Origin of the sequence: Salinicola lusitanus (assembly GCF_003206045.1) — a bacterium.
Lineage (GTDB): Bacteria > Pseudomonadota > Gammaproteobacteria > Pseudomonadales > Halomonadaceae > Salinicola > Salinicola lusitanus.
On sequence record NZ_PZJM01000006.1, the window covers coordinates 91257 to 112077 of the forward strand.

At 62.1% G+C, this 20821-nt stretch carries 16 protein-coding genes and 2 tRNA genes; 12 read left to right on the forward strand and 6 right to left on the reverse strand.

Translation table 11 applies throughout. The features are described 5' to 3' along the window. Window positions 1-313 precede the first annotated feature (313 nt). The gene (locus tag DOM45_RS11555; protein WP_425353335.1) at window positions 314-874 is read right to left on the reverse strand and encodes a helix-turn-helix domain-containing protein; all 561 of its coding nucleotides are present in this window, start codon (window positions 872-874) and stop codon (window positions 314-316) included. 333 nt (window positions 875-1207) lie between these two features. On the opposite strand from DOM45_RS11555, the gene gltX reads away from it, so the two are divergent. The 3 genes from gltX (at window position 1208) to DOM45_RS11570 (ending at window position 2962) form a co-directional block, all read left to right on the forward strand. Further along, a complete protein-coding gene (gene gltX, locus DOM45_RS11560; protein ID WP_110601114.1) occupies window positions 1208-2686 on the forward strand; it encodes a glutamate--tRNA ligase in 1479 nt (492 codons plus the stop codon). Between the two features lie 95 nt (window positions 2687-2781). Then, window positions 2782-2857 (forward strand) — tRNA-Ala (locus tag DOM45_RS11565). A gap of 29 nt (window positions 2858-2886) precedes the next feature. Next, a tRNA-Glu gene (locus tag DOM45_RS11570) sits at window positions 2887-2962 on the forward strand. A gap of 382 nt (window positions 2963-3344) precedes the next feature. Here DOM45_RS11570 and gltA read toward each other — a convergent pair. Then, a complete protein-coding gene (gene gltA / locus DOM45_RS11575) occupies window positions 3345-4631 on the reverse strand; it encodes a citrate synthase (RefSeq protein WP_110600691.1) in 1287 nt (428 codons plus the stop codon). Between the two features lie 497 nt (window positions 4632-5128). On the opposite strand from gltA, the gene sdhC reads away from it, so the two are divergent. The 9 genes from sdhC (at window position 5129) to sucD (ending at window position 16774) form a co-directional block, all read left to right on the forward strand. Then, window positions 5129-5506, forward strand: a complete 378-nt coding sequence (sdhC, locus tag DOM45_RS11580; protein WP_205909449.1) for a succinate dehydrogenase, cytochrome b556 subunit — start codon at window positions 5129-5131, stop codon at window positions 5504-5506. After that, window positions 5500-5847, forward strand: a complete 348-nt coding sequence (gene sdhD, locus DOM45_RS11585; RefSeq protein WP_110600696.1) for a succinate dehydrogenase, hydrophobic membrane anchor protein — start codon at window positions 5500-5502, stop codon at window positions 5845-5847. Before sdhC ends, sdhD begins: the two co-directional genes overlap by 7 nt. Before the next feature lie 3 nt (window positions 5848-5850). Then, the gene (gene sdhA, locus DOM45_RS11590) at window positions 5851-7623 is read left to right on the forward strand and encodes a succinate dehydrogenase flavoprotein subunit (protein ID WP_110600697.1); all 1773 of its coding nucleotides are present in this window, start codon (window positions 5851-5853) and stop codon (window positions 7621-7623) included. A gap of 13 nt (window positions 7624-7636) precedes the next feature. Then, complete coding sequence (locus DOM45_RS11595) at window positions 7637-8347, forward strand: succinate dehydrogenase iron-sulfur subunit (protein WP_110600699.1); 711 nt, start codon at window positions 7637-7639, stop codon at window positions 8345-8347. A 257-nt stretch (window positions 8348-8604) separates the two neighbouring features. After that, on the forward strand, window positions 8605-11436 hold the full coding sequence (locus DOM45_RS11600) for a 2-oxoglutarate dehydrogenase E1 component (RefSeq protein ID WP_110600701.1): 2832 nt from the start codon (window positions 8605-8607) through the stop codon (window positions 11434-11436). A 51-nt stretch (window positions 11437-11487) separates the two neighbouring features. After that, window positions 11488-13065, forward strand: a complete 1578-nt coding sequence (gene odhB / locus DOM45_RS11605) for a 2-oxoglutarate dehydrogenase complex dihydrolipoyllysine-residue succinyltransferase (RefSeq protein ID WP_110600702.1) — start codon at window positions 11488-11490, stop codon at window positions 13063-13065. A 102-nt stretch (window positions 13066-13167) separates the two neighbouring features. Next, window positions 13168-14619: a dihydrolipoyl dehydrogenase gene (gene lpdA, locus DOM45_RS11610; protein ID WP_110600704.1), complete on the forward strand. Its 1452-nt coding sequence runs from the start codon at window positions 13168-13170 to the stop codon at window positions 14617-14619. Between the two features lie 116 nt (window positions 14620-14735). Then, window positions 14736-15902 carry an ADP-forming succinate--CoA ligase subunit beta gene (gene sucC / locus DOM45_RS11615; protein WP_110600705.1) on the forward strand — a complete coding sequence of 389 codons (1167 nt, stop codon included), beginning with the start codon at window positions 14736-14738 and terminating at the stop codon, window positions 15900-15902. Beyond that, window positions 15902-16774 carry a succinate--CoA ligase subunit alpha gene (sucD, locus tag DOM45_RS11620; RefSeq protein WP_110600706.1) on the forward strand — a complete coding sequence of 291 codons (873 nt, stop codon included), beginning with the start codon at window positions 15902-15904 and terminating at the stop codon, window positions 16772-16774. The genes sucC and sucD overlap by 1 nt, the downstream gene beginning before the upstream one ends. A gap of 151 nt (window positions 16775-16925) precedes the next feature. Here the strand turns inward: sucD and siaD are convergent, their stop codons facing one another. From siaD to siaA, 4 genes are read right to left on the reverse strand one after another with little or no spacing between them, the layout of a single operon-like run. After that, window positions 16926-17714, reverse strand: coding sequence for a biofilm regulation diguanylate cyclase SiaD (gene siaD, locus DOM45_RS11625; protein WP_240612372.1), 789 nt, complete (start codon window positions 17712-17714; stop codon window positions 16926-16928). Continuing rightward, on the reverse strand, window positions 17711-18100 hold the full coding sequence (gene siaC / locus DOM45_RS11630; RefSeq protein ID WP_110600708.1) for a biofilm regulation phosphoprotein SiaC: 390 nt from the start codon (window positions 18098-18100) through the stop codon (window positions 17711-17713). Before siaC ends, siaD begins: the two co-directional genes overlap by 4 nt. A 14-nt stretch (window positions 18101-18114) precedes the next feature. Further along, window positions 18115-18648 (reverse strand): biofilm regulation protein kinase SiaB, encoded by a 534-nt coding sequence (gene siaB / locus DOM45_RS11635; protein ID WP_110600710.1) that lies wholly within the window; start codon window positions 18646-18648, stop codon window positions 18115-18117. Window positions 18649-18706: 58 nt separating this feature from the next. After that, window positions 18707-20722, reverse strand: a complete 2016-nt coding sequence (gene siaA, locus DOM45_RS11640) for a biofilm regulation protein phosphatase SiaA (RefSeq protein WP_110600712.1) — start codon at window positions 20720-20722, stop codon at window positions 18707-18709. Between the last annotated feature and the right edge of the window lie 99 nt (window positions 20723-20821).

Sequence of the window (20821 nt, forward strand, 5' to 3'; positions counted from 1 at the left end):
TTAACCATGGCTCGAGGCGCTTACTCGGCTCTGTGCCCGTAAAGCCCGCAACGCAAAATGGGTTCGACTATAGTCTGACACCAACTGTATAGTCGAGCACGGGAAATGCAAGATCGGGCAGTGCCTTAGAGTCCGGGGCCCGCCGGGCGCAGCGCCGACGCGCACCGAACGTCGAGCGCTGCCGGTGTATCGATCCGTTGGGGAGTTCGCCCGATCGCTTGCGTCGCCGAATCGTTTTCTTCATGCCGGGTGGCTGGCACTTCATTCGTTCGGCCGTCGAGCGGCCGACCATTTTTCGCGACGGGGCCGGCTGTCATTGACGGCTCCAGCGTGCCCTGATGTAGCCGACGATGCGAAACGGCGGATGACGGACGCTCTCCACGGTCACCCCATGAAGCTGCTCTCCGCTGACACGCATTCTGCCGGACGCCAGATGCTCGAGATATTGAATCTGCAGCATCCCCTCCCGCTCGAGCAGATAGAGGCCGTCCTGCTGAAACTTGTCACACGGCAGGACAGCGGCCAGATCCCCCTCGAACAGAAAATCGAACGATTCGTTTTCAGCCGGCGTCACCAGATGACAATCCTGGGTCAGTAGCTGCAGCGTGGACATCGCGTCCGGCTCCGTCTTCTGCTGCTCCCAGGGCGCCGCCAGGTGCGAATGGAGGCTCAGGACGGCCTGGCTCGACATCTGCGAGTCGACCGCCATCGCATTGAGGACATCGTCGTCGAGGAGCTGCTTGATCGAACAGCTCAGTGCCGAGGTGAGCGCCACGAGGCGCTCATGGCCGATCTGCTTGATGGTGCCTGACTCCCAGTAGGAGATCGTGACGTCGGAGACGCCCACCCGTCTTGCCAGTGCAGCCTTGCTCATTCCTGCCTGAAGGCGGAGTTGTTTGATTCGTGGTCCTAACCCGTCCATCCATGAATCTCGCCTGCGTATTGGTGCTGTGAGGATATCCACTCATTACCGAAGTATGTTTCGGGTTGCGAGCTTGTTGTCATATGTTTGTCTAATTTTTTCGGTCCAAGCGTTGGCTCGAAGCAGGGAATCGTCAAGGTATCAGTTCATGGCCCCAACGTATCCAGGCCTCCCGATGCCCCCTTCCGCACCTATCCACAACGACTGGGAGGGATAGCCAGCGCTGCAGCCTCCCCTCGGGAAGGCGTACAATTACAGCGCTCGTTCATCAACGGAATGGAATTCATGACGGTACGCACGCGCATCGCGCCTTCACCGACTGGCGACCCCCATGTCGGGACAGCTTACATCGCCCTCTTCAATCTCTGCTTCGCTCGCCTGCATGGCGGGCAGTTCATTCTGCGGATCGAAGATACCGATCGCCAGCGCTCCACGGCCGAGTCGGAGAAAATGATTCTCGACTCGCTGCGCTGGCTGGGGCTGGACTGGGACGAAGGCCCGGATATCGGAGGGCCTCACGGCCCTTATCGACAAAGTGAACGGGGTTCCATCTACGCTCAGCACGCCGAACGGCTGCTCGAGGGCGGGCACGCCTTCAAGTGCTACCGCACCAGCGAAGAGCTGGATGCGCTGCGGGAAGAGCGAAGGGCGGCGGGACTGCATCTGGCGCTGAAGCCTCACGACCTGGCGCTGGATCCCGACGAACAGCGCAGGCGGGAAGCGGCCGGTTATCCCTACGTCATTCGACTGCAGGTGCCTTCCGAAGGTGTCTGTGTCGTCCAGGACATGCTTCGTGGGCAGATAGAGGTCGATTGGGCGCAAGTCGACGCACAGATTCTCATGAAGTCGGATGGTATGCCGACCTACCATCTGGCCAACGTGGTCGACGACCATCTGATGGGGATCACCCACGTCCTCCGGGGCGAGGAGTGGATCAACTCCGCACCCAAGCATCAATTGCTGTACGAGTATTTCGGCTGGCCGATGCCGGAGCTGTGCCACATGCCCTTGCTGCGCAATCCGGACAAGTCGAAGTTGTCCAAGCGCAAGAATCCGACCTCGATCAACTACTATCGTCGGATGGGGTTCCTGCCGCAGGCGGTCACCAACTATCTCGGGCGGATGGGATGGTCGATGCCGGACGAGCGCGAGAAGTTCAGTCTCGACGAGATGATGGCTCACTTCGACCTTCAGCGGGTCTCGCTGGGTGGCCCGGTTTTCGATCTCGACAAATTGAGCTGGCTCAACGGCGTCTATATCCGCGAGGACCTTGACGATGCGGCGCTCCTGGGAGCGTTGCGCGAGTGGGCGTTCAACGAGGCGTACGTCGGCCAGATCCTGCCCCAGATTCGCCCGCGGATCACCACGCTCTCCGATGCGATGCCGCTGGCGGGCCATTTCTTCGCTGGCCTGCCCGAGATCGACGAGCGGAGCTTCGACGGCGTCGATCTCGAACGTGAGACGCTGGTGACGCTGCTGCAGTTCCTGGTATGGCGGCTCGAGACCCTTACGAGCTGGGAGAAGGGGGCGCTGCTGGAGCAGGTCAAGCTGCTGGCGGAGCACTTCGAGCTGAAGATGAAGGCTTTCCTGGCGCCCGTGTTCATCGCGGTGACGGGAAGTTCCCACTCGACATCGGTACTCGATGCCATGGCGATTCTGGGCTCGGACGTCACGCGGGCGCGCCTTCGCCATGCGATCGAGGTGCTCGGCGGTGTTTCCAAGAAACAGGCCAAGCGTCTTGAGAAGCAGTATCGCGAGCTGTGACTCGATACCGGCCATGTCAGGGCAGTTCGATTTTTTCTGTGTAAAGCGTTGACTTATCAGTGGGATGGCCGTATATTTCGCCCCGTTCTTGGAACGGGGCCTTAGCTCAGCTGGGAGAGCGCAACACTGGCAGTGTTGAGGTCAGCGGTTCGATCCCGCTAGGCTCCACCACAAGAACCGACCTTCGCGTCGTCTTCAGCGTCCCATTCGTCTAGTGGTCCAGGACACCGCCCTTTCACGGCGGTAACAGGGGTTCGAACCCCCTATGGGACGCCACTTCTTCCTTCTCTGTTTCTCTTACCGATATCCAGCTTCACGGGTTTCTGCGGCTGTTGATAACTGATCGATATCGATCCCTCCAGGCTTGACATTCTGCCGGCTTTTCCACCGTGGCGATTCGCGCCCCCTTGACGCCGCTAACTTACTGAAAATAGGCAAATGAAAATTTTACCTATTAAAATCAATGGCTTAGTTGTGGTTAAAAATTAAGCAATCTGTTGGCAGGGCGCTTCTGGAGGCGGTTTGGTGACATTATCGAGGGGTTTTTAACAGGCTTATCCACAGGAAGTGTGGAAATCTTCGCCGTCCGTGGGGCGGACATGAAAAAGCCGCCGGTCATTCCGGCGGCATCGGGGTGTATTGCTAGTGCGCTGCAGTTCTACTTCGTCGGATAATCCCGCTTGTCGTAGCCGGTATAGAGCTGGCGGGGGCGGCTGATCCGGTAGCCGTTGGTGATCATCTCGTTCCAGTGGGAGATCCAGCCAACCGTGCGTGCCATGGCAAAGATCACCGTGAACATGTTGGTGGGAATACCGATGGCCTTGAGGATGATCCCGGAGTAGAAATCGACGTTGGGATAGAGCTTGCGCTCGATGAAATATTCGTCCTCCAGCGCGATCTGTTCCAGGCGCTTGGCGATCTGCAGTTGTGCGTCGTCGCCGATTCCCAGCTCTCCGAGGACCTCGTCGCAGGTCTCCTTCATCACCTTGGCGCGGGGGTCGAAGTTGCGGTAGACCCGATGGCCGAAGCCCATCAGCTTGAACGGGTCGTCCTTGTCCTTGGCCTTGTCGATGAAGCGCTGGATGTTCTCTTCCGAGTCGTCGCCAATCTCGTCCAGCATCGCCAGTACCGCCTCGTTGGCGCCGCCATGCGCCGGCCCCCAGAGTGCGGCGATGCCGGCGCTGATGCAGGCGAAGGGGTTGGCGCCGGTGGAGCCGGCCAGGCGCACGGTGGAAGTCGAGGCATTCTGCTCATGATCGGCGTGCAGCATGAAGATGCGATCCATCGCCTTGGCGATGACCGGGTTGACCTCGTAGTGCTCGCACGGATTGCCGAACATCATGTGCAGGAAGTTTTCGGAGTAATTGAGGTCGTTGCGCGGATACATGAACGGCTGGCCGATGTTGTACTTGTGACACATCGCGGCCAGCGTCGGCATCTTGGCGATCAGGCGTATGGCGCTGACGTGACGCTGGTCGGCCTGAGTGATGTCGAGGTTGTCGTGGTAGAAGGCAGCGAGCCCGCCGACGACGCCGCAGAGAACGGCCATGGGGTGTGCGTCGCGGCGAAACCCCTTGTAGAAGTTGACGATCTGCTCGTGAACCATGGTGTGACGACCGATGGTATCCCTGAACTTCTCGTACTCCTTCGAAGAGGGAAGCTCACCGAACATCAGAAGGTAGCAAAGTTCGACGTAGTTGGAGTTCTCGGCCAGTTGCTCGATCGGGTACCCGCGATGGAGCAGTGTACCGGCGGCACCGTCGATATAGGTGATGCCGGACTCGCACGAGGCGGTAGCGACGAAGCCAGGATCGTAGGTGAACAGGCCTTCTGCGGTCAGGCTGCGGACGTCGATGACATCGGGGCCGACGGTGCCGGGGTATACCGGCAATTCGATGGTGTTGTCGACACCATCGACCGATAGTTTCGCTTTTCTGTCAGCCATGTAGGCCTCCTTTATCGTGACATAAGCCTTTGTCTTTACTGCCTGCAGGCGAAAAAAAGAGTTTGCCCACTATAGATTTCCGCAGGGGTTTGTCAATTCGCCTAGGTCGCGTTGACACCGTGGTTGCGGCGTTTGTCCCGGATTGTAGAAGAGGTGGCGGAGTGCCAGGGCAAGGAATGGCACCGGGGATGCTCGGGCCGAGTCGCCATCATACCCATCGATGGGGGCGAGCCGACAGCGGCAAAAGAAATTTCGTTCGACTGTCGACAACCCGCAAGTCGCTGGCGACGGGGGTGGACGGAGATTTTTCCCATGAGCGGCCGGTGTGATGATTTGTCATACCGTTACCCAAACCCTATAATCTGCAACCGCACGATATGGCATCGTCAGCCGGTTGGGGCCGCATCGGAACTGCATCTTGCGACCGTGTCCAGCTTCTAAAAACCACCGCCCTGAACGGGCACGACCCGTTTGGGTTAAGAGAGTGTTTAAGAGCCGTGAATAGCAAACGTCCAGTAAACCTCGACCTGTCCACCATCCACTTTCCACTTCCCGCACTTACCTCTATCGCACATCGCATCACCGGCGTCATCCTTTTCGTCGGGCTGATTTTCGGCTTCTGGGCGCTGGATGCTTCGCTCTCCTCTCCCGAGGGCTTCGAATCGGTGCGTAACGCGTTGGCGCACAATGTGCTGGTGAAGCTGATTGCCTGGGGCCTGCTGTCGGCACTTGGCTTCCACTTTGTCGCGGGGATCAAGCACCTGCTGATGGATACCGGCTACGGTGTCGATCTCGAGGGTGGCAATCGCAAGGCGCAGATCACTGTCGTGATCAGTGCCGTTCTGGTGGTTCTGGCAGGAGTCTGGGTATGGTAACCAATATCACGAATCTGGGCCGCAGTGGCTTGTCCGACTGGCTGATCCAGCGGGTTTCCGCGGTGGTGCTGGCGCTCTATGCGCTGTTCGTCGTGGCCTACCTGCTGTTTCATCCGAACCTGGATTACGTTACCTGGAGCGGCCTGTTCTCCCAGACCTGGATGCGCATCTTCTCCTTGCTGGCCTTCATATCCATGGCCGCTCACGCCTGGGTAGGTCTGTGGACGGTCTCCACCGACTATCTCAAGCACACCGGTGTTCGCTTCGCCTTCCAGGCCGTCGTGATTCTTGCCATCTTCGTTTTTCTGGTGTGGGGCGTTCAAGTCCTCTGGGGAGCCTGATCCATGTCAACCATGCGTAACCTGACTTTTGACGCCATCATCATCGGCGGTGGCGGTTCCGGCCTGAGGGCGGCGCTCGAGCTGGCCAAATCCGGCAAGAAGACAGCGGTACTTTCCAAAGTTTTCCCGACGCGGTCGCACACCGTTTCCGCGCAGGGTGGCATCACCTGTGCCATCGCTTCCGCCGACCCCAATGACGACTGGCGCTGGCACATGTACGACACCGTCAAGGGCGGCGACTATATCGCCGACCAGGACGCTGCCGAGTACCTCTGCTCGGAGGGGCCGAAGGCGGTATTCGAACTCGAGCATATGGGGCTGCCTTTCTCGCGCTTCGACAATGGACGCATCTACCAGCGCCCATTCGGCGGTCAATCCAAGGACTTCGGCAAGGGCGGCCAGGCCGCACGCACCTGCGCCGCGGCCGACCGTACCGGACACGCGCTGCTGCACACGCTCTACCAGAACAACCTGAAGAACAACACGGTCTTCCTCGACGAGTGGTACGCCATCGATCTGGTCAAGAATGCCAATGGCGACGTGGTCGGCTGCATCGCGCTGTGCATCGAGACCGGCGAGATCGTGCACGTCAAGTCCAAGGCCACTGTGCTGGCCACCGGCGGTGCGGGCCGTATCTACGCCTCCACCACCAACGCCCTGATCAACACCGGCGATGGCATCGGCATGGCGCTGCGCGCCGGGTTCCCGATGCAGGACATGGAGATGTGGCAGTTCCATCCGACCGGCATCTACGGCGCCGGTACGCTGGTGACGGAAGGCTGTCGCGGCGAGGGCGGCTACCTGATCAACAAGGACGGTGAGCGTTTCATGGAACGCTACGCGCCCAACGCCAAGGATCTGGCTGGCCGCGACGTGGTCGCCCGCTCCATGGTCATGGAGGTGCTGGAAGGGCGCGGCTGCGGCGAAAATGGCGACCACGTCATGCTGAAGCTCGATCACCTGGGCGAAGAGGTGCTGATGAAGCGCCTGCCGGGTATCGTCGAGCTCTCCAAGACCTTCGCCCACGTGGATCCGGTCAAGGAGCCGATCCCGGTCACGCCGACCTGTCACTACATGATGGGCGGGATTCCGACCAACGTGCACGGCCAGGCCATCACTCAGGATGGCGATGGCAACGACCAGATCGTCAACGGTCTGTTCGCCTGCGGCGAGGCGGCCTGTGTCTCGGTGCACGGCGCCAACCGCCTGGGCGGCAACTCGCTGCTCGACCTGGTGGTATTCGGTCGCGCCGCCGGGATCTATATCGACAAGGCGCTCAGCGAGGGTATCGAGTACCTCGACGCCTCGGCGTCGGACATCGAGCGTGCTACCAGCCGGCTGGCGCGCTGGAACGAGTCCAGCGGTGGCGAGTCCGTGCCCGAACTCAAGGCCGAGCTGCAGAACACCATGCAGAATGCCTTCGGGGTCTTTCGGCAGGAAGACAACATGCAGGAAGGCGTCAAGAAGCTGGCGGAACTGCGCGAGCGCATCGGACAGGCCCATCTGGGCGACAAGTCCGATGTCTTCAACACGGCCCGGGTCGAAGCCCTGGAGCTCGATAACCTGCTGGAAGTGGCCGAGGCTACCGCGATCGCGGCGCTCGATCGCAAGGAGAGTCGCGGCGCTCACTCGCGCTACGACTACCCGGATCGCGACGATGTCAACTGGCTCAAGCACTCGCTCTTCCATCCGGGCGACAAGACCGTGACCAAGCGTGATGTCAATTTCACGCCGAAGACGGTCGATACTTTCGAGCCGAAAGTCCGTACCTACTAAGGGGGTTGTCACGATGTCCAATCTGCAGGTTTCCGTTTACCGCTACAACCCTGAAACCGACTCCGCTCCCTATATGCAGGAGTTCCAGATCGATACCCAGGGGCGCGATCTGATGGTTCTCAATATCCTGACCATGATCAAGGATCAGGATAGCTCGCTGGCTTTCCGTCGCAGCTGTCGCGAGGGCGTGTGCGGCTCCGATGGCATGAACATGAACGGCACCAACGGGCTGGCCTGCATCACGCCGCTGTCGGACGTGGTCAAGGACAACAAGCTGGTGCTGCGTCCGCTGCCGGGGCTCCCGGTGATGCGCGACCTGGTGGTCGACATGGGACTGTTCTACAAGCAGTACGAGCGCATGCAGCCGTACTTGCAGAACGATACCGCGGCGCCGGCCATCGAGCGGCTGCAGTCGCCGGAGGAGCGTGACAAGCTGGACGGGCTCTACGAGTGTATCCTGTGTGCCTGCTGCTCGACCTCTTGCCCGTCTTTCTGGTGGAACCCGGACAAGTTCGTGGGCCCGGCCGGCCTGCTGCAGGCCTACCGCTTCCTGGCGGACTCGCGTGACAACGCCACCCAGGCGCGGCTGGCCGAGCTGGAAGACCCGTTCAGCCTGTTCCGTTGCCGCGGCATCATGAACTGCGTCGCCGTCTGCCCGAAGGGTCTGAACCCGACTCGGGCGATCGGCAAGATTCGCGAAATGCTGTTGTCCAACGCGACCTGATCGTCAAAGGCGGTATCTACGACTTAAATCGTAGCGCTGGGCTTGTTATCATACCGCCACGCTACCGGCTGCGACCCAATGTCGCAGCCGACTAGAGCTCAAGATGTCAGCCGGTGCCTCGCGCACCGGCTTTTAACGATCATGAAGACGCCTTGAATGGCATGATCGTTGGCCGTCTCGCGACGGTTCCGGAGTGACGCCGAGGCGCAGCTGCGACCGGCGCCGACAACACCCCATCAGTGTAGGGTGAACGAGAGATGCAAGAAGGCATAATGGAGTTGATGTGGCGCACTTCCCACATGAGCGGCGGCAACGCCCACTATGTGGAAGCGCTCTACGAGCAGTACCTGGATGATCCCGCGACCGTTCCCGATGAGTGGCGCCAAGCTTTCGAGCAGTTGCCGCGCCTGGAAGGCTCTCCCTCCCAAGACGTTCCCCTCAGCCCGATACGGGAGCAGTTCTATCAACTGTCGCGCGAACGTCGCACCCCCGCGACCGCCGCCACCGGCAGTAGCGAGAACCGCAAGCAGGTCAAGGTTCTCCAGCTGATCAACGCGTATCGATTCCGGGGCCATCAGCGCGCGAACATCGATCCGCTCGGCTTGCGCAAGCCCGACACGGTCCCCGATCTCGATCTCTCCTTCCACGACCTGACTCAAGCCGACATGAACACCGAGTTCCAGACCGGTTCGTTCTTTCTGGGCAAAGAGGAAGCGTCGCTCAAGGAGATCGTCGAGGCGCTCGAGCAGACCTACTGTCGCTCGATCGGCTGCGAGTTCATGCATATCGTCAACACCGAGGAGAAACGCTGGCTGCAGCAGCGTTTCGAGTCGGTGCGGTCCAAGCCGAAATACAGTCAGAGCGAACGCGAACACCTGCTGGAGCGCCTGACCGCGGCCGAGGGGCTGGAGAGCTATCTCGCTTCCAAGTATCCGGGCACCAAGCGCTTCGGTCTGGAGGGGGGCGAATCCTTCATCCCGATGATGGACGAGGTGATCCAGCGCAGCGGCAATTATGGCGTCAAGGAAGTGGTGATCGGCATGGCCCACCGCGGACGCCTCAACCTGCTGGTCAACATCCTCGGCAAGAGCCCGTCGGAGTTGATCGACGAGTTCGACGGCAAGAAGCAGATCGAACAGGGCTCCGGCGATGTCAAGTATCACCAGGGCTTCAGCTCCAACGTCATGACGCCTGGTGGCGAAGTCCACCTGGCACTGGCGTTCAACCCCTCGCATCTGGAGATCGTCTCCCCGGTCGTGGAAGGTTCCGTGCGCGCACGCCAGGATCGCCGCCAGGACGACGATGGCCAGCAGGTCCTGCCGGTGGTGGTCCACGGTGACGCTGCCTTCGCCGGCCAGGGCGTGGTGATGGAAACCTTCCAGATGTCGCAGACCCGCGGTTACAAGACCGGCGGTACGCTGCACATCGTGATCAACAACCAGGTCGGTTTCACCACCTCGCGGCCCGATGACGCGCGTTCCACCGAGTACTGCACCGACATCGCCAAGATGGTTCAGGCGCCGATTCTGCACGTCAACGGTGATGATCCTGAAGCGGTGCTTCACGCGACCCAGGTCGCCGTGGACTATCGCAAGGAGTTCCAGCGCGACGTCGTGATCGACCTGGTCTGCTACCGTCGGCGTGGCCACAACGAGGCCGACGAGCCGTCCGGCACCCAGCCGCTGATGTACTCCAAGATCAAGTCGCACAAGTCGACGCGGACGCTCTACGTGGAGCAACTGATCAAGGAAGGCGTGCTGAACGAGGAGCAGGCCAAGCAGATGGGCGAGCAGTATCGGGACGATCTGCTGGCCGGCAATCATGTCGCCAACGCGCTGGTGAAGCAGCCCAACACCGGCTTGTTCGTCGACTGGACGCCGTATCTGGGACATGAATGGAGCGGTGACACCGATACCAGTTGCGATCTCGATCAACTGACCCAGTTGGCGCAGAAGATGAGCGAGATCCCCAACGGTATCGACGTTCAGCGCCAGGTTGCTCGGGTCTACGAGGAGCGTCGCAAGATGCTGGCCGGCAACCAGCCGCTCAACTGGGGATTCGCCGAGACGCTGGCCTACGCCACCCTGGTCGACGCCGGGCATCCGGTGCGCCTGACAGGGCAGGATACCGGCCGAGGCACGTTCTCTCATCGGCATGCCGTGGTGCACAACCAGGCCGACGCCTCGACCTATGTCCCGCTGCAGCATATCAAGGACGACCAGCCCGCCTTCGCCATCTACGACTCCTTCCTGTCGGAGGAGGCCGTCCTGGCATTCGAATACGGCTACGCCACGACCGCGCCCAACTCGCTGATCATCTGGGAAGCCCAGTTCGGCGACTTCTTCAACGGCGCTCAGGTGGTGGTCGACCAGTTCATCTCCTCTGGCGAGTCGAAATGGGCACGTCTGTGCGGTCTGACGCTGCTGCTGCCGCATGGTTATGAAGGGCAGGGGCCGGAGCACTCCTCCGCTCGCCTCGAGCGTTTCCTCCAGCTGTGTGCCGAGCACAACATGCAGGTTTGCGTACCGACCACCCCGGCGCAGATCTTCCATCTGCTGCGTCGCCAGGTGATCCGGCCGCTGCGCAAGCCGCTGATCGTGATGTCGCCCAAGAGCCTGCTGCGCCACAAGGATGCGACCTCGACCATGGAAGAGCTCGCGGAAGGGCGCTTCCAGATGGTCATCCCCGACGTCGGCGAACGGGATCCTCAGCAGGTCAAGCGCGCCGTGCTCTGCTCGGGCAAGGTCTACTACGATCTCGCGACCTACCGGTCCGAAAACGAGCGTGACGACACGGCAATCATTCGTGTCGAGCAGCTCTATCCTTTTCCCAAGGACGAGCTATGGGAAGCGCTCAAGACCTATCCGAATCTGGAACAGGTCGTCTGGTGTCAGGAAGAGCCGCTCAACCAGGGCGCCTGGTATCAGAGTCAGCACCATCTGCGCCTGGTGGCGGGTATGGTGCGCGAGGGATTGGATCACAGCCTCAAGTTCGCGGGTCGTCCGGCTTCTGCCGCGCCAGCCGCGGGCTACATGTCTGTCCATGTGGCCCAGCAGAGCCAACTGGTCGACGACGCTTTCAACGCGTAAGACGCCTTGCCGCTGAGACAGGCGCGAGAGAAAAGAGACTAAGGATACGACATGGCTACTGATATCAAAGCGCCGACTTTTCCCGAATCCGTTGCCGAGGGAACGGTCGCCACTTGGCACAAGAAAGTGGGCGACAGCGTCGAGCGCGATGAACTGATCGTCGAGATCGAGACCGACAAGGTCGTCCTCGAGGTGGTGGCGCCCGAGGCCGGTACGCTCTCCGAGATCAAGATCGAAGAGGGCGACACCTGCGAATCCGAGCAGGTGCTGGGCGTTCTCGGCGCGGCTTCGGAAGGCGGCAAGAGTGAAGAGAAGCCGGCCGCCGATGAGAAGTCGGAAGGCGAGGAGAAGTCGGGTAGCGATAAGCCGGCGGCCAAGCCTGCCGCGTCCGGCAAGAGCTTCGAGGTCAAGGCGCCGAGCTTCCCCGAATCCGTGCAGGAAGGCACCGTCGCCAGTTGGACCAAGAAAGTCGGTGAAGCGGTCAAGCGCGACGAGGTGCTGGCCGAGATCGAGACCGACAAGGTCGTGCTGGAAGTCGTCGCCCCGGCCGACGGCGCGCTCTCCGAGATCAAGGTCGAGGAAGGCGAGGTCGTCGAATCCGAGGCGCTGCTGGCCGTCTTCTCCGAGGGTGCGGGTGGTGAAGGCGACGGCGGGGCTTCCGCTGAATCCTCCGGCGACCGGGACGAGGCTCCCGCTGGCGATGGTGAGGAAGATGCCAAGGTGGATGGCAAGATCCTGGCGCCTGCCGCGCGCAAGCTGGCGGCCGAGAACGATCTCGATGTCAGCAAGATCGAGGGCACCGGCAAGGGCGGTCGGATATTGAAGGAAGACGTGCAGAAGGCGGTCAAGGATGGCTCGGCGAAGAAATCCGCCAAGCCGGCTGCCACCTCCGCATCGAAAGCGGCGGCAGCGCCGGCGGTCGAGGGCGAGCGTCCCGAGCAGCGCGTGCCGATGAGCCGCCTGCGCCAGACCATCGCCAAGCGCCTGGTCCAGGCCCAGCAGACCGCGGCCATGCTGACCACCTACAACGAGGTGGACATGAGCGCGGTGATGGCACTGCGCAGTGAATACAAGGACACCTTCCTCAAGGCGCACGACGTCAAGCTCGGCTTCATGGGCTTCTTCGTCAAGGCGGCAACCGAGGCGCTCAAGCGCTTCCCCGACGTCAACGCCTCCATCGATGGCACCGACATCGTCTACCACGGCTATCAGGACATCGGCGTCGCCGTCTCCACGCCGCGCGGTCTGGTGGTGCCGGTGCTGCGTGACACCGACAGCATGAAGCTGGCCGATGTCGAGAAGGCGATTGGCGACTTCGGCAAGCGCGGTCGCGAGGGCAAGCTCGGCATCGACGACATGCAGGGCGGCACCTTTACCATCACCAATGGCGGCATTTTCGGCTCGCTGATGTCGACGCCGATCCTGAACCCGCCGCAGACCGCGATCCTGGGCATGCACAAGATCCAGGAGCGTCCGATGGCGGTCAACGGCAAGGTCGAGATTCGCCCGATGATGTACCTCGCCGTCTCCTACGACCACCGCATGATCGACGGCAAGGACGCGGTCCAGTTCCTGGTGGCGATCAAGTCGCTGCTGGAAGACCCGGCGCGCCTGCTGCTGGATATCTGATGACCGGAGCCCGGACGCCTCGCGTCCGGGCCAGCGGATATTCGCACCGTCGCACACGAATTCGAAGACTGAACGTCAAACGAAGCGAACAGGAATATTTTCATGGCCGATAAATTCGATGTGATCGTCATTGGCGCCGGCCCTGGGGGCTACGTCGCCGCGATTCACGCCGCGCAACTGGGCCTCAAGACAGCCTGCGTCGAGAAGTGGGTCAACAAGGAAGGCAAGACGGTTCACGGCGGTACCTGTCTGAACGTGGGCTGCATCCCCTCCAAGGCCTTGCTGGAGACTTCGCACAAGTTCGTCGAGACGCGCGACCATTATGCCGAGATCGGCATCAATGTCGGCGATGTCGCCACCGACGTGAAGAAAATGATGGAGTTCAAGAACAGCGTCATCGCCAAGAACACCGGCGGTATCAGCATGCTGTTCAAGTCCAACGGCGTCACCGCGCTGGAGGGCACCGGCAAGCTGCTCGATGGCAAGAAGGTCGAGGTCACCGGTCACGACGGCAAGACCGAGACCTATGAGGCCGACAACGTCATCATCGCTTCCGGTTCGGTCCCGGTGAATATCCCGCCGGCACCGATGACCGACGACATCATCGTCGATTCCGCCGGTGCGCTGGAGTTCGCCGAGGCGCCCAAGCGGTTGGGCGTGATCGGTGCCGGGGTCATCGGCCTGGAGCTGGGTAGCGTTTGGAGCCGTCTGGGCAGTGAAGTCACCGTGCTCGAGGCGCTGGACACCTTCCTGCCGATGGTCGATCAGGCGATCGCCAAGGATGCCCAGAAACTGTTCAAGAAACAGGGGCTGGACATCAAGATGGGCGCGCGGGTGACCGGCTCCGAGATCAAGGGCAAGGGCGACAAGCGCGAAGTCGTGGTCCAGTACACCGACAGCGAGGGCGAACAGGAACAGACCTTCGACAAGCTGATCGTCTGTGTCGGCCGTAAGCCCTATACCGAAAATCTGCTCGACGACGGCGCCGGTATCAAGCTCGACGAGCGCGGCTTCATCTTCGTCGACGACCAGTGCCGTACCAATGTTTCCGGCGTCTACGCCATCGGCGACGTGGTGCGCGGCCCGATGCTGGCCCACAAGGCCTCGGAAGAGGGCGTCATGGTCGCCGACATCATTGCCGGGCAGAAACCGGAGATGAATTACGACGCCATTCCCAGCGTCATCTACACGGCGCCGGAAGTGGCCTGGGTCGGTATCAACGAGCAGCAGGCCAAGGAGCAGGGCATCGAAGTCAAGACCGGTGCCTTCCCGTTCTCGGCCAGTGGTCGCGCACTCGCGAACAACGCGCCGGAAGGGATGGTCAAGGTCATCGCCGATGCCGAAACCGACCGCGTCCTGGGTATCCACATTCTCGGCCAGCACGCCGGTGAATTGATCGCCCAGGGCGTGATCGCCATGGAGTTCGGTTCCAGTGCCGAAGACCTGGCGCTGACCTGTTTTGCCCATCCGACGCTGTCGGAAGCGGTGCACGAGGCGGCGCTGGCTGTCGATGGGCATGCCATCCACATGGCCAACCGCAAGAAACGCAAGTAAGTCGTTCTCCAGCGTTTCCTGCACTAGGTGCCATTCCCAGGAATGGCACGGGGGCGACGAGCCGGTTGACCGGCTCGTTGCCATTCGAGTCACATGCAACCTAATGGCATGAATCGATGAACCTTCACGAGTATCAGGGCAAACAGCTGTTTGCCGATTATGGTCTTCCCGTTTCCAAGGGCTTCGCCGTCGACACGCCGGATGAAGCCGCGCAGGCCTGCAAGAAAATCGGTGGCGACAAGTGGGTCGTCAAGGCCCAGGTTCACGCGGGCGGCCGCGGCAAGGCCGGCGGCGTCAAGCTGATCAAGAGCCCGGAAGAAGCCAAGGCGTTCGCCGAGCAGTGGCTGGGCAAGAACCTGGTGACCTATCAGACCGACGAGAAGGGTCAGCCGGTCGCCAAGATCCTGGTCGAGAACTGCACCGATATCGCCAGCGAGCTCTATCTGGGCGCGGTGGTTGATCGCGCTACCCGGCGGGTGGTCTTCATGGCCTCCACCGAAGGCGGCGTCGAGATCGAGAAGGTCGCCGAAGAGACGCCCGAGAAGATCCTCAAGGCCGAGATCGATCCGCTGGTCGGCGCGCAGCCGTACCAGGCCCGGGAGCTGGCTTTCCAGCTGGGCCTGAACAAGGATCAGATCAAGCAGTTCACCAAGATCTTCCTGGGCCTCTCCAAGCTGTTCCACGACAAGGATCTGGCGCTTCTCGAGATCAACCCGCTGGTGATCACCGACGAAGGCAACCTCCACTGCCTCGACGCCAAGATCAACCTCGACGCCAATGCCATGTATCGCCACCCGGACCTGCAGGCGATGCGTGACCCGTCGCAGGAAGACGAGCGCGAGGCCCACGCCCAGGAGTGGGAACTCAACTACGTCGCCCTCGACGGTAACATCGGCTGCATGGTCAACGGTGCCGGTCTGGCCATGGGCACCATGGACATCGTCAACCTCAACGGTGGCAGCCCGGCCAACTTCCTCGACGTCGGTGGCGGCGCGACCAAGGAGCGGGTGGCGGAAGCGTTCAAGATCATTCTCTCCGACACCAACGTCAAGGCCGTGCTGGTCAACATCTTCGGCGGTATCGTGCGTTGCGACATGATCGCCGAAGGCATCATCGGTGCCGTCGAGCAGGTCGGCGTCAACGTGCCGGTCGTGGTGCGTCTGGAAGGTAACAACGCCGAGCTGGGTGCCGAGAAACTGGCCTCCAGCGGTCTGAACATCATCGCTGCTACCAGCCTGACTGACGCGGCTCAGCAGGTCGTCAAAGCGGCGGAGGGCAAGTAATGAGTATCCTGATCGACAAGAGCACCAAGGTCATCTGCCAGGGCTTCACCGGTGGCCAGGGGACTTTCCACTCCGAGCAGGCGATCGCCTACGGCACCAACATGGTCGGCGGTGTCACGCCGGGCAAGGGCGGCCAAGAGCACTTGGGCCTGCCGGTGTTCAACACCGTCAAGGAAGCGGTCGAGAAGACCGGCGCCGAGGCGTCCGTCATCTACGTGCCGGCCGCGTTCTGCAAGGACTCGATCCTCGAAGCCGCCAACGCCGGCATCAAGCTGATCGTCTGCATCACCGAGGGCATCCCGACGCTGGACATGCTCGACGTCAAGGTCAAGTGTGACGAGCTGGGCGTGCGCCTGATCGGCCCGAACTGCCCCGGCGTGATCACCCCGGGTGAGACCAAGATCGGCATCATGCCGGGTCACATCCACAAGCCGGGCCGTGTCGGTATCGTGTCGCGTTCCGGCACCCTGACCTACGAAGCGGTCAAGCAGACCACCGATCACGGTTTCGGCCAGTCCACCTGTGTGGGCATCGGCGGCGACCCGATCCCGGGCTCCACCTTCATCGACATCCTCGAGATGTTCGAGAAGGACCCGCAGACCGAAGCGATCGTGATGATCGGCGAGATCGGCGGCACCGCCGAAGAGGAAGCCGCAGCCTACATCAAGGCCAACGTCTCCAAACCGGTGGTCTCCTATATCGCCGGTGTGACCGCACCTCCGGGCAAGCGCATGGGCCATGCCGGTGCGATCATCTCCGGTGGCAAGGGCACCGCAGACGAGAAATTCGCCGCGCTGGAAGATGCGGGCGTCAAGACCGTGCGTTCGCTGGCCGAGATTGGCGACGCGCTGAAGGCCGTGACCGGCTGGTAAGCCACGTCGCCACCCTTCGAGGCGTATCGTCTCGGCAACGGCCCGCCAGGGTTACCTGGCGGGCCGTCGTCGTTTTCGGCGGGGATTATTGCCCTGCGAGAGTCTTGTCCAGCGAGCGATGGGCCTGTCGCCGTCGCGCCGCCGGCGCCCGTCAGCCAGCCAGTCGATAGCTGTTACGGCCTTCCTGCTTGGCGTCCAGCAGGACGCGGTCGGCCCGATTGACCGTATCCAGTGGCGCCTCCACCATCGAGTGCTCGGCCACCCCAATGCTCACGGTGATCGAGACGGGGATGTCGGTCACGGCAAACGTCAGGTTGCGCAGATACTCGATGAGCCTGGCGACGATCTGGCCCGCCTGCTCAAGAGAGGTGTTCTGCATCAGCAGCACGAACTCCTCGCCACCCCAGCGGCCACAGAGATCCCCCGCGCGCATCTGACCGCGCAGTGATTCGGCCAGGCTGACCAGGATGCGATCGCCGCCGTCGTGGCCATAGCGATCGTTGATCTGCTTGAAATGATCGATATCCAGCATCGCGACGCAAAACGGCTTGCCGCCCCGCACCGCTTCCACGCCAGCCTGGATCAACTGCTCATCCATCAGACGCCGGTTGGCCAGGCCGGTCAGCGGATCGTGGGTGGCGGCGGTCTTGAGTGCCTGATTGCGTTCACGCATCAGCTGCTGGTAGCGATCCGAGATGCGCGAGAGCTTGCGCTCCTTGTTGAGCTGGCGTTCGTACTGCTGCTTGAGACTGGCCAGGTCCGTCTGGGTGAACTGCTGATAGCCGTCGGCGATGTTCAGTAGTCGTTCCAGACGCTTCTGCTCATCGATATGGAGGCGGTAGAGCTGTCCCAGGGCGGCATGCAGGGGGTGGTCCCGGTGATCCGGCGCTGCCAGCAAGGCTTCGATCTGCTCGAGCAGGGGATGCATCGCGCTGGTCACGGCGTCGCCTGCTTCGGTTCGATCGCGAACGGGAAGGTGCAGTCCTCGCGGAACTCCTCGGCCAGCTCGGCAATACGCTCGTTTTCGGCATGGTAGCGCCAGTCGACGCTGACCGGCCTGCCTTGCCGATGGGCGTCTTCGAGAAGATCGAAGATGTCCATCATGGCCTTGACCGAGCTGGTATTGAGGTAGACCAGTTGCAGCTCGAGCCGCAGCGGCAACCGATTCTGTTCGAGGAATGAGCCGATCCAGCGGATGATCTGGTCGAACAGCTCGAACGCGTTCTCCGGGTAGGAGTCGCCCTGCATGGTCAGGCATCCCGTCTCCCAGTCACCACGGACGGTGGGTGTCGACTGGGTGCCTGAAATCTGGATATCGGAATTCATGGCGGTCGTCACGATCAAACGGTGGCAGTCAGGCTGAAGAATGCCTGACCGTTGGGCAGCGGTTGGAGGCGGGCCTGCAGTGGCAAGCTCGACTTGCGTGCCATATCGAGTAGCCCCAGTCCGGCACCGCGGGTCGAGTCGGCATCGCGTGGCTGGCGCAGCTGACGTTTGTAGGCTTGCTTGAGCTCGGCCTTGTCGAGTTCGCCGATCTCTTCGATCACCTTGGCCAGTTCGCGGCCATCGTCCGCTTCCACGAGGTTGCCGGCGGAAACGGTGTAACGACCTGCGTCGTCTCGCCCCACGGCGACGGTGGCCGTCGCGTCGCGCTCTCCATACTGTCGCCGGCGCGAATAGTGGCGGATGTTCTGCGTCATCTCGATATAAATCGCGAAGACATCCATCGACGACGAGAGCGCCGCCTGCTCGCTGTCGAGGTAGTTGCGTAGCGCATTGCCGATCTCCTCGATCAGGCTGCGCGAGATCGGGCCGTTGAAGCAGAGCATGACACGCTGCTGCTGATAGCTCTCCCGCATCGCTAATAGGTCCATGGTCTCTCCGGACTTGAGGTCGAGTATAGAGCGAATGGCAGCTCGAGGGCGGACAGGGTCATGTCGGCCTGCTGCCTGGGTCGGGTTGAAACACCAGCAGGGTGATGTCGTCGCGCTGCGGATGAGTACCGCTATACGCCGCCAGCGCTTCTGCAAACGCGGCGACCTGGCCCGTCGGCGTCAGCGTGGCGTGGCGCGTCAGCATCTCGGCGAAGCGTTGACGGCCGAAGCCGAAGCCGCGCTCGCCGCCCGCCTGGTCCAGGAAGCCGTCACTGCAGAGCGTGTAACTCGCCCCGGGTCGCAGGGGCAGCTCGAGGTTGGCATAGCGCATCCGGCGCTTCTGCATCAGCGCCCGGCGCCCGCCCGGATGACACTCGAGGCGCTCGCCGTCGGCGACGTGAAGCGCCATCTTGGCGCCGGCGAAACGCATCCGGCACTGGCGTTCGTCGATCCAGACCAGTCCCATGTCGATGTCAGTGGCGAGGTTGGCGGTAAGCGCCTCGCGCTGCAGCAGCTCGCGACACCGCGCGTCGACGTCATCGAGAATGGCGGCCGGGTCCGCGCAGCCGAGCCGCAGCACGGCATGATCGATGCTCGCCTTGACCAGCATGGTCATCAGCGCACCGGGGACGCCATGGCCTGCGCAATCGATGACCCCCAGCAGGTAGCCCTCCGGCGTGGCGTGGAAGATGAAGATGTCACCGCCGACCTGGTCGCGTGGCTGCCAGATGACCCCGTAGCGGCTGCCGAGTCGCGCATCCAGCGTCTCGCCCGGAAGAATGGCGCGCTGTATCAGGCTGGCGTAGGCGAGCGACGACTCGATCTGGCGATGGGCCTGGGCCATTTCCCGGTTGGTCGCCTCCAGCGCCGCGGTGCGTTGGCGAACGGTAGCTTCCAACTGCTGGGTATGACGCTCCACCTGCGCCGCCATGTCGGCGAAGGCGCGCGACAGCTCGCCAATCTCATCGCCCCGCTGAACCGGCAGTCGGGAGTCGTACCTGCCGTCGGCGATCGCCTGCGCCGACTGTTTCAGCCGACGCAGCGGCGCCAGGATCAGGCGCTCGCTGGTATAGATGAAACCGGCCAGCAGCAACACCAGGAGCACGACGGCGCCGAGACTCAGCGGCCACAGCCAGTGGGTCGCGATCAGTCGAGCGCTTTGCCGATCCAGTGCCGTGACCATCAGCCAGTCGAGCTGGGGGACATAGCCCACCGAGAGCAGGCGGGGCTGGCCGTCCAGATGGGCGGTCAGCATATAGACGTCGTCGGGGTCGGCGACGGCGCGCTGGATCACCTCACGGAGCTCGGCGCGTTCGTCCTCGCCATCGAGGAGGGCGGCCAACTGCTGTCCTCGAGCGAGGTCACCGTTGTCCGCTTGCGCGTTGAAAGCGATCCGTGAGGCATCCGGATAGGCAAGTAACGCCCCCTGGCGGTTGACGATCATCGGCGTTATGCCGTGGGCACGGGTACGAATGAACGCATCCAGGAACCGGCTCAGGTCGAGGCCGGTGCCGGCGATGCCCAGCGGCCGGCCGTCGTCGCGGATCACCACGTTGATCCATACCTTGGCTTCCTGCAGTTCGCGGTCGATGTTGACGTTGAGCGTGTAGGGTTGGCCGCTGGCGATGAGGTGCGAGTACCAGCTGTCGTCGGGGTCGGCTGCGCTCAGTCGGTAACGGGGCCGGCGATCGGTGGGCTCGTCGTCGCTGCTGAAGTAGTAGTCACCACTGGCATCGGCCACGGCGAAGTAGGTGTGGGCCGCGAACCCCTGGCGATAACTCTCGGCCTCGTCGAAGAAGCGCTGGCGCTTGGCAGGGTCTTGTTCGTCGGCCAGCCAGTCACGGGTAACCGGGGATTGGGCAAAGCGCTCGGCGAGTGCCAGCTCGCGGGAAATCGGCGCCAGGATGCGCTGCATCTGCAGCAGGGTGAAGTTCTCGGCATACGCCTGGGAGAACTGCTGGCGCACCGCGTCGACCGCCAGCCAGCCAATCAGCAAGGCGGGTACCAGTGCCACCAGACAAGCCGTCAACAGCGCGAGTGCCGATTTACCGCGTAATCCCCAACGAACGCCCATGGTCATCCTCGATCGACGATCCGCACGGGACCCGTGCGACTGTCCGGTGGCGGAGAGTCACAGCGATAGGCGGCGTCATGAAGCCTCGAGCATGGCAGC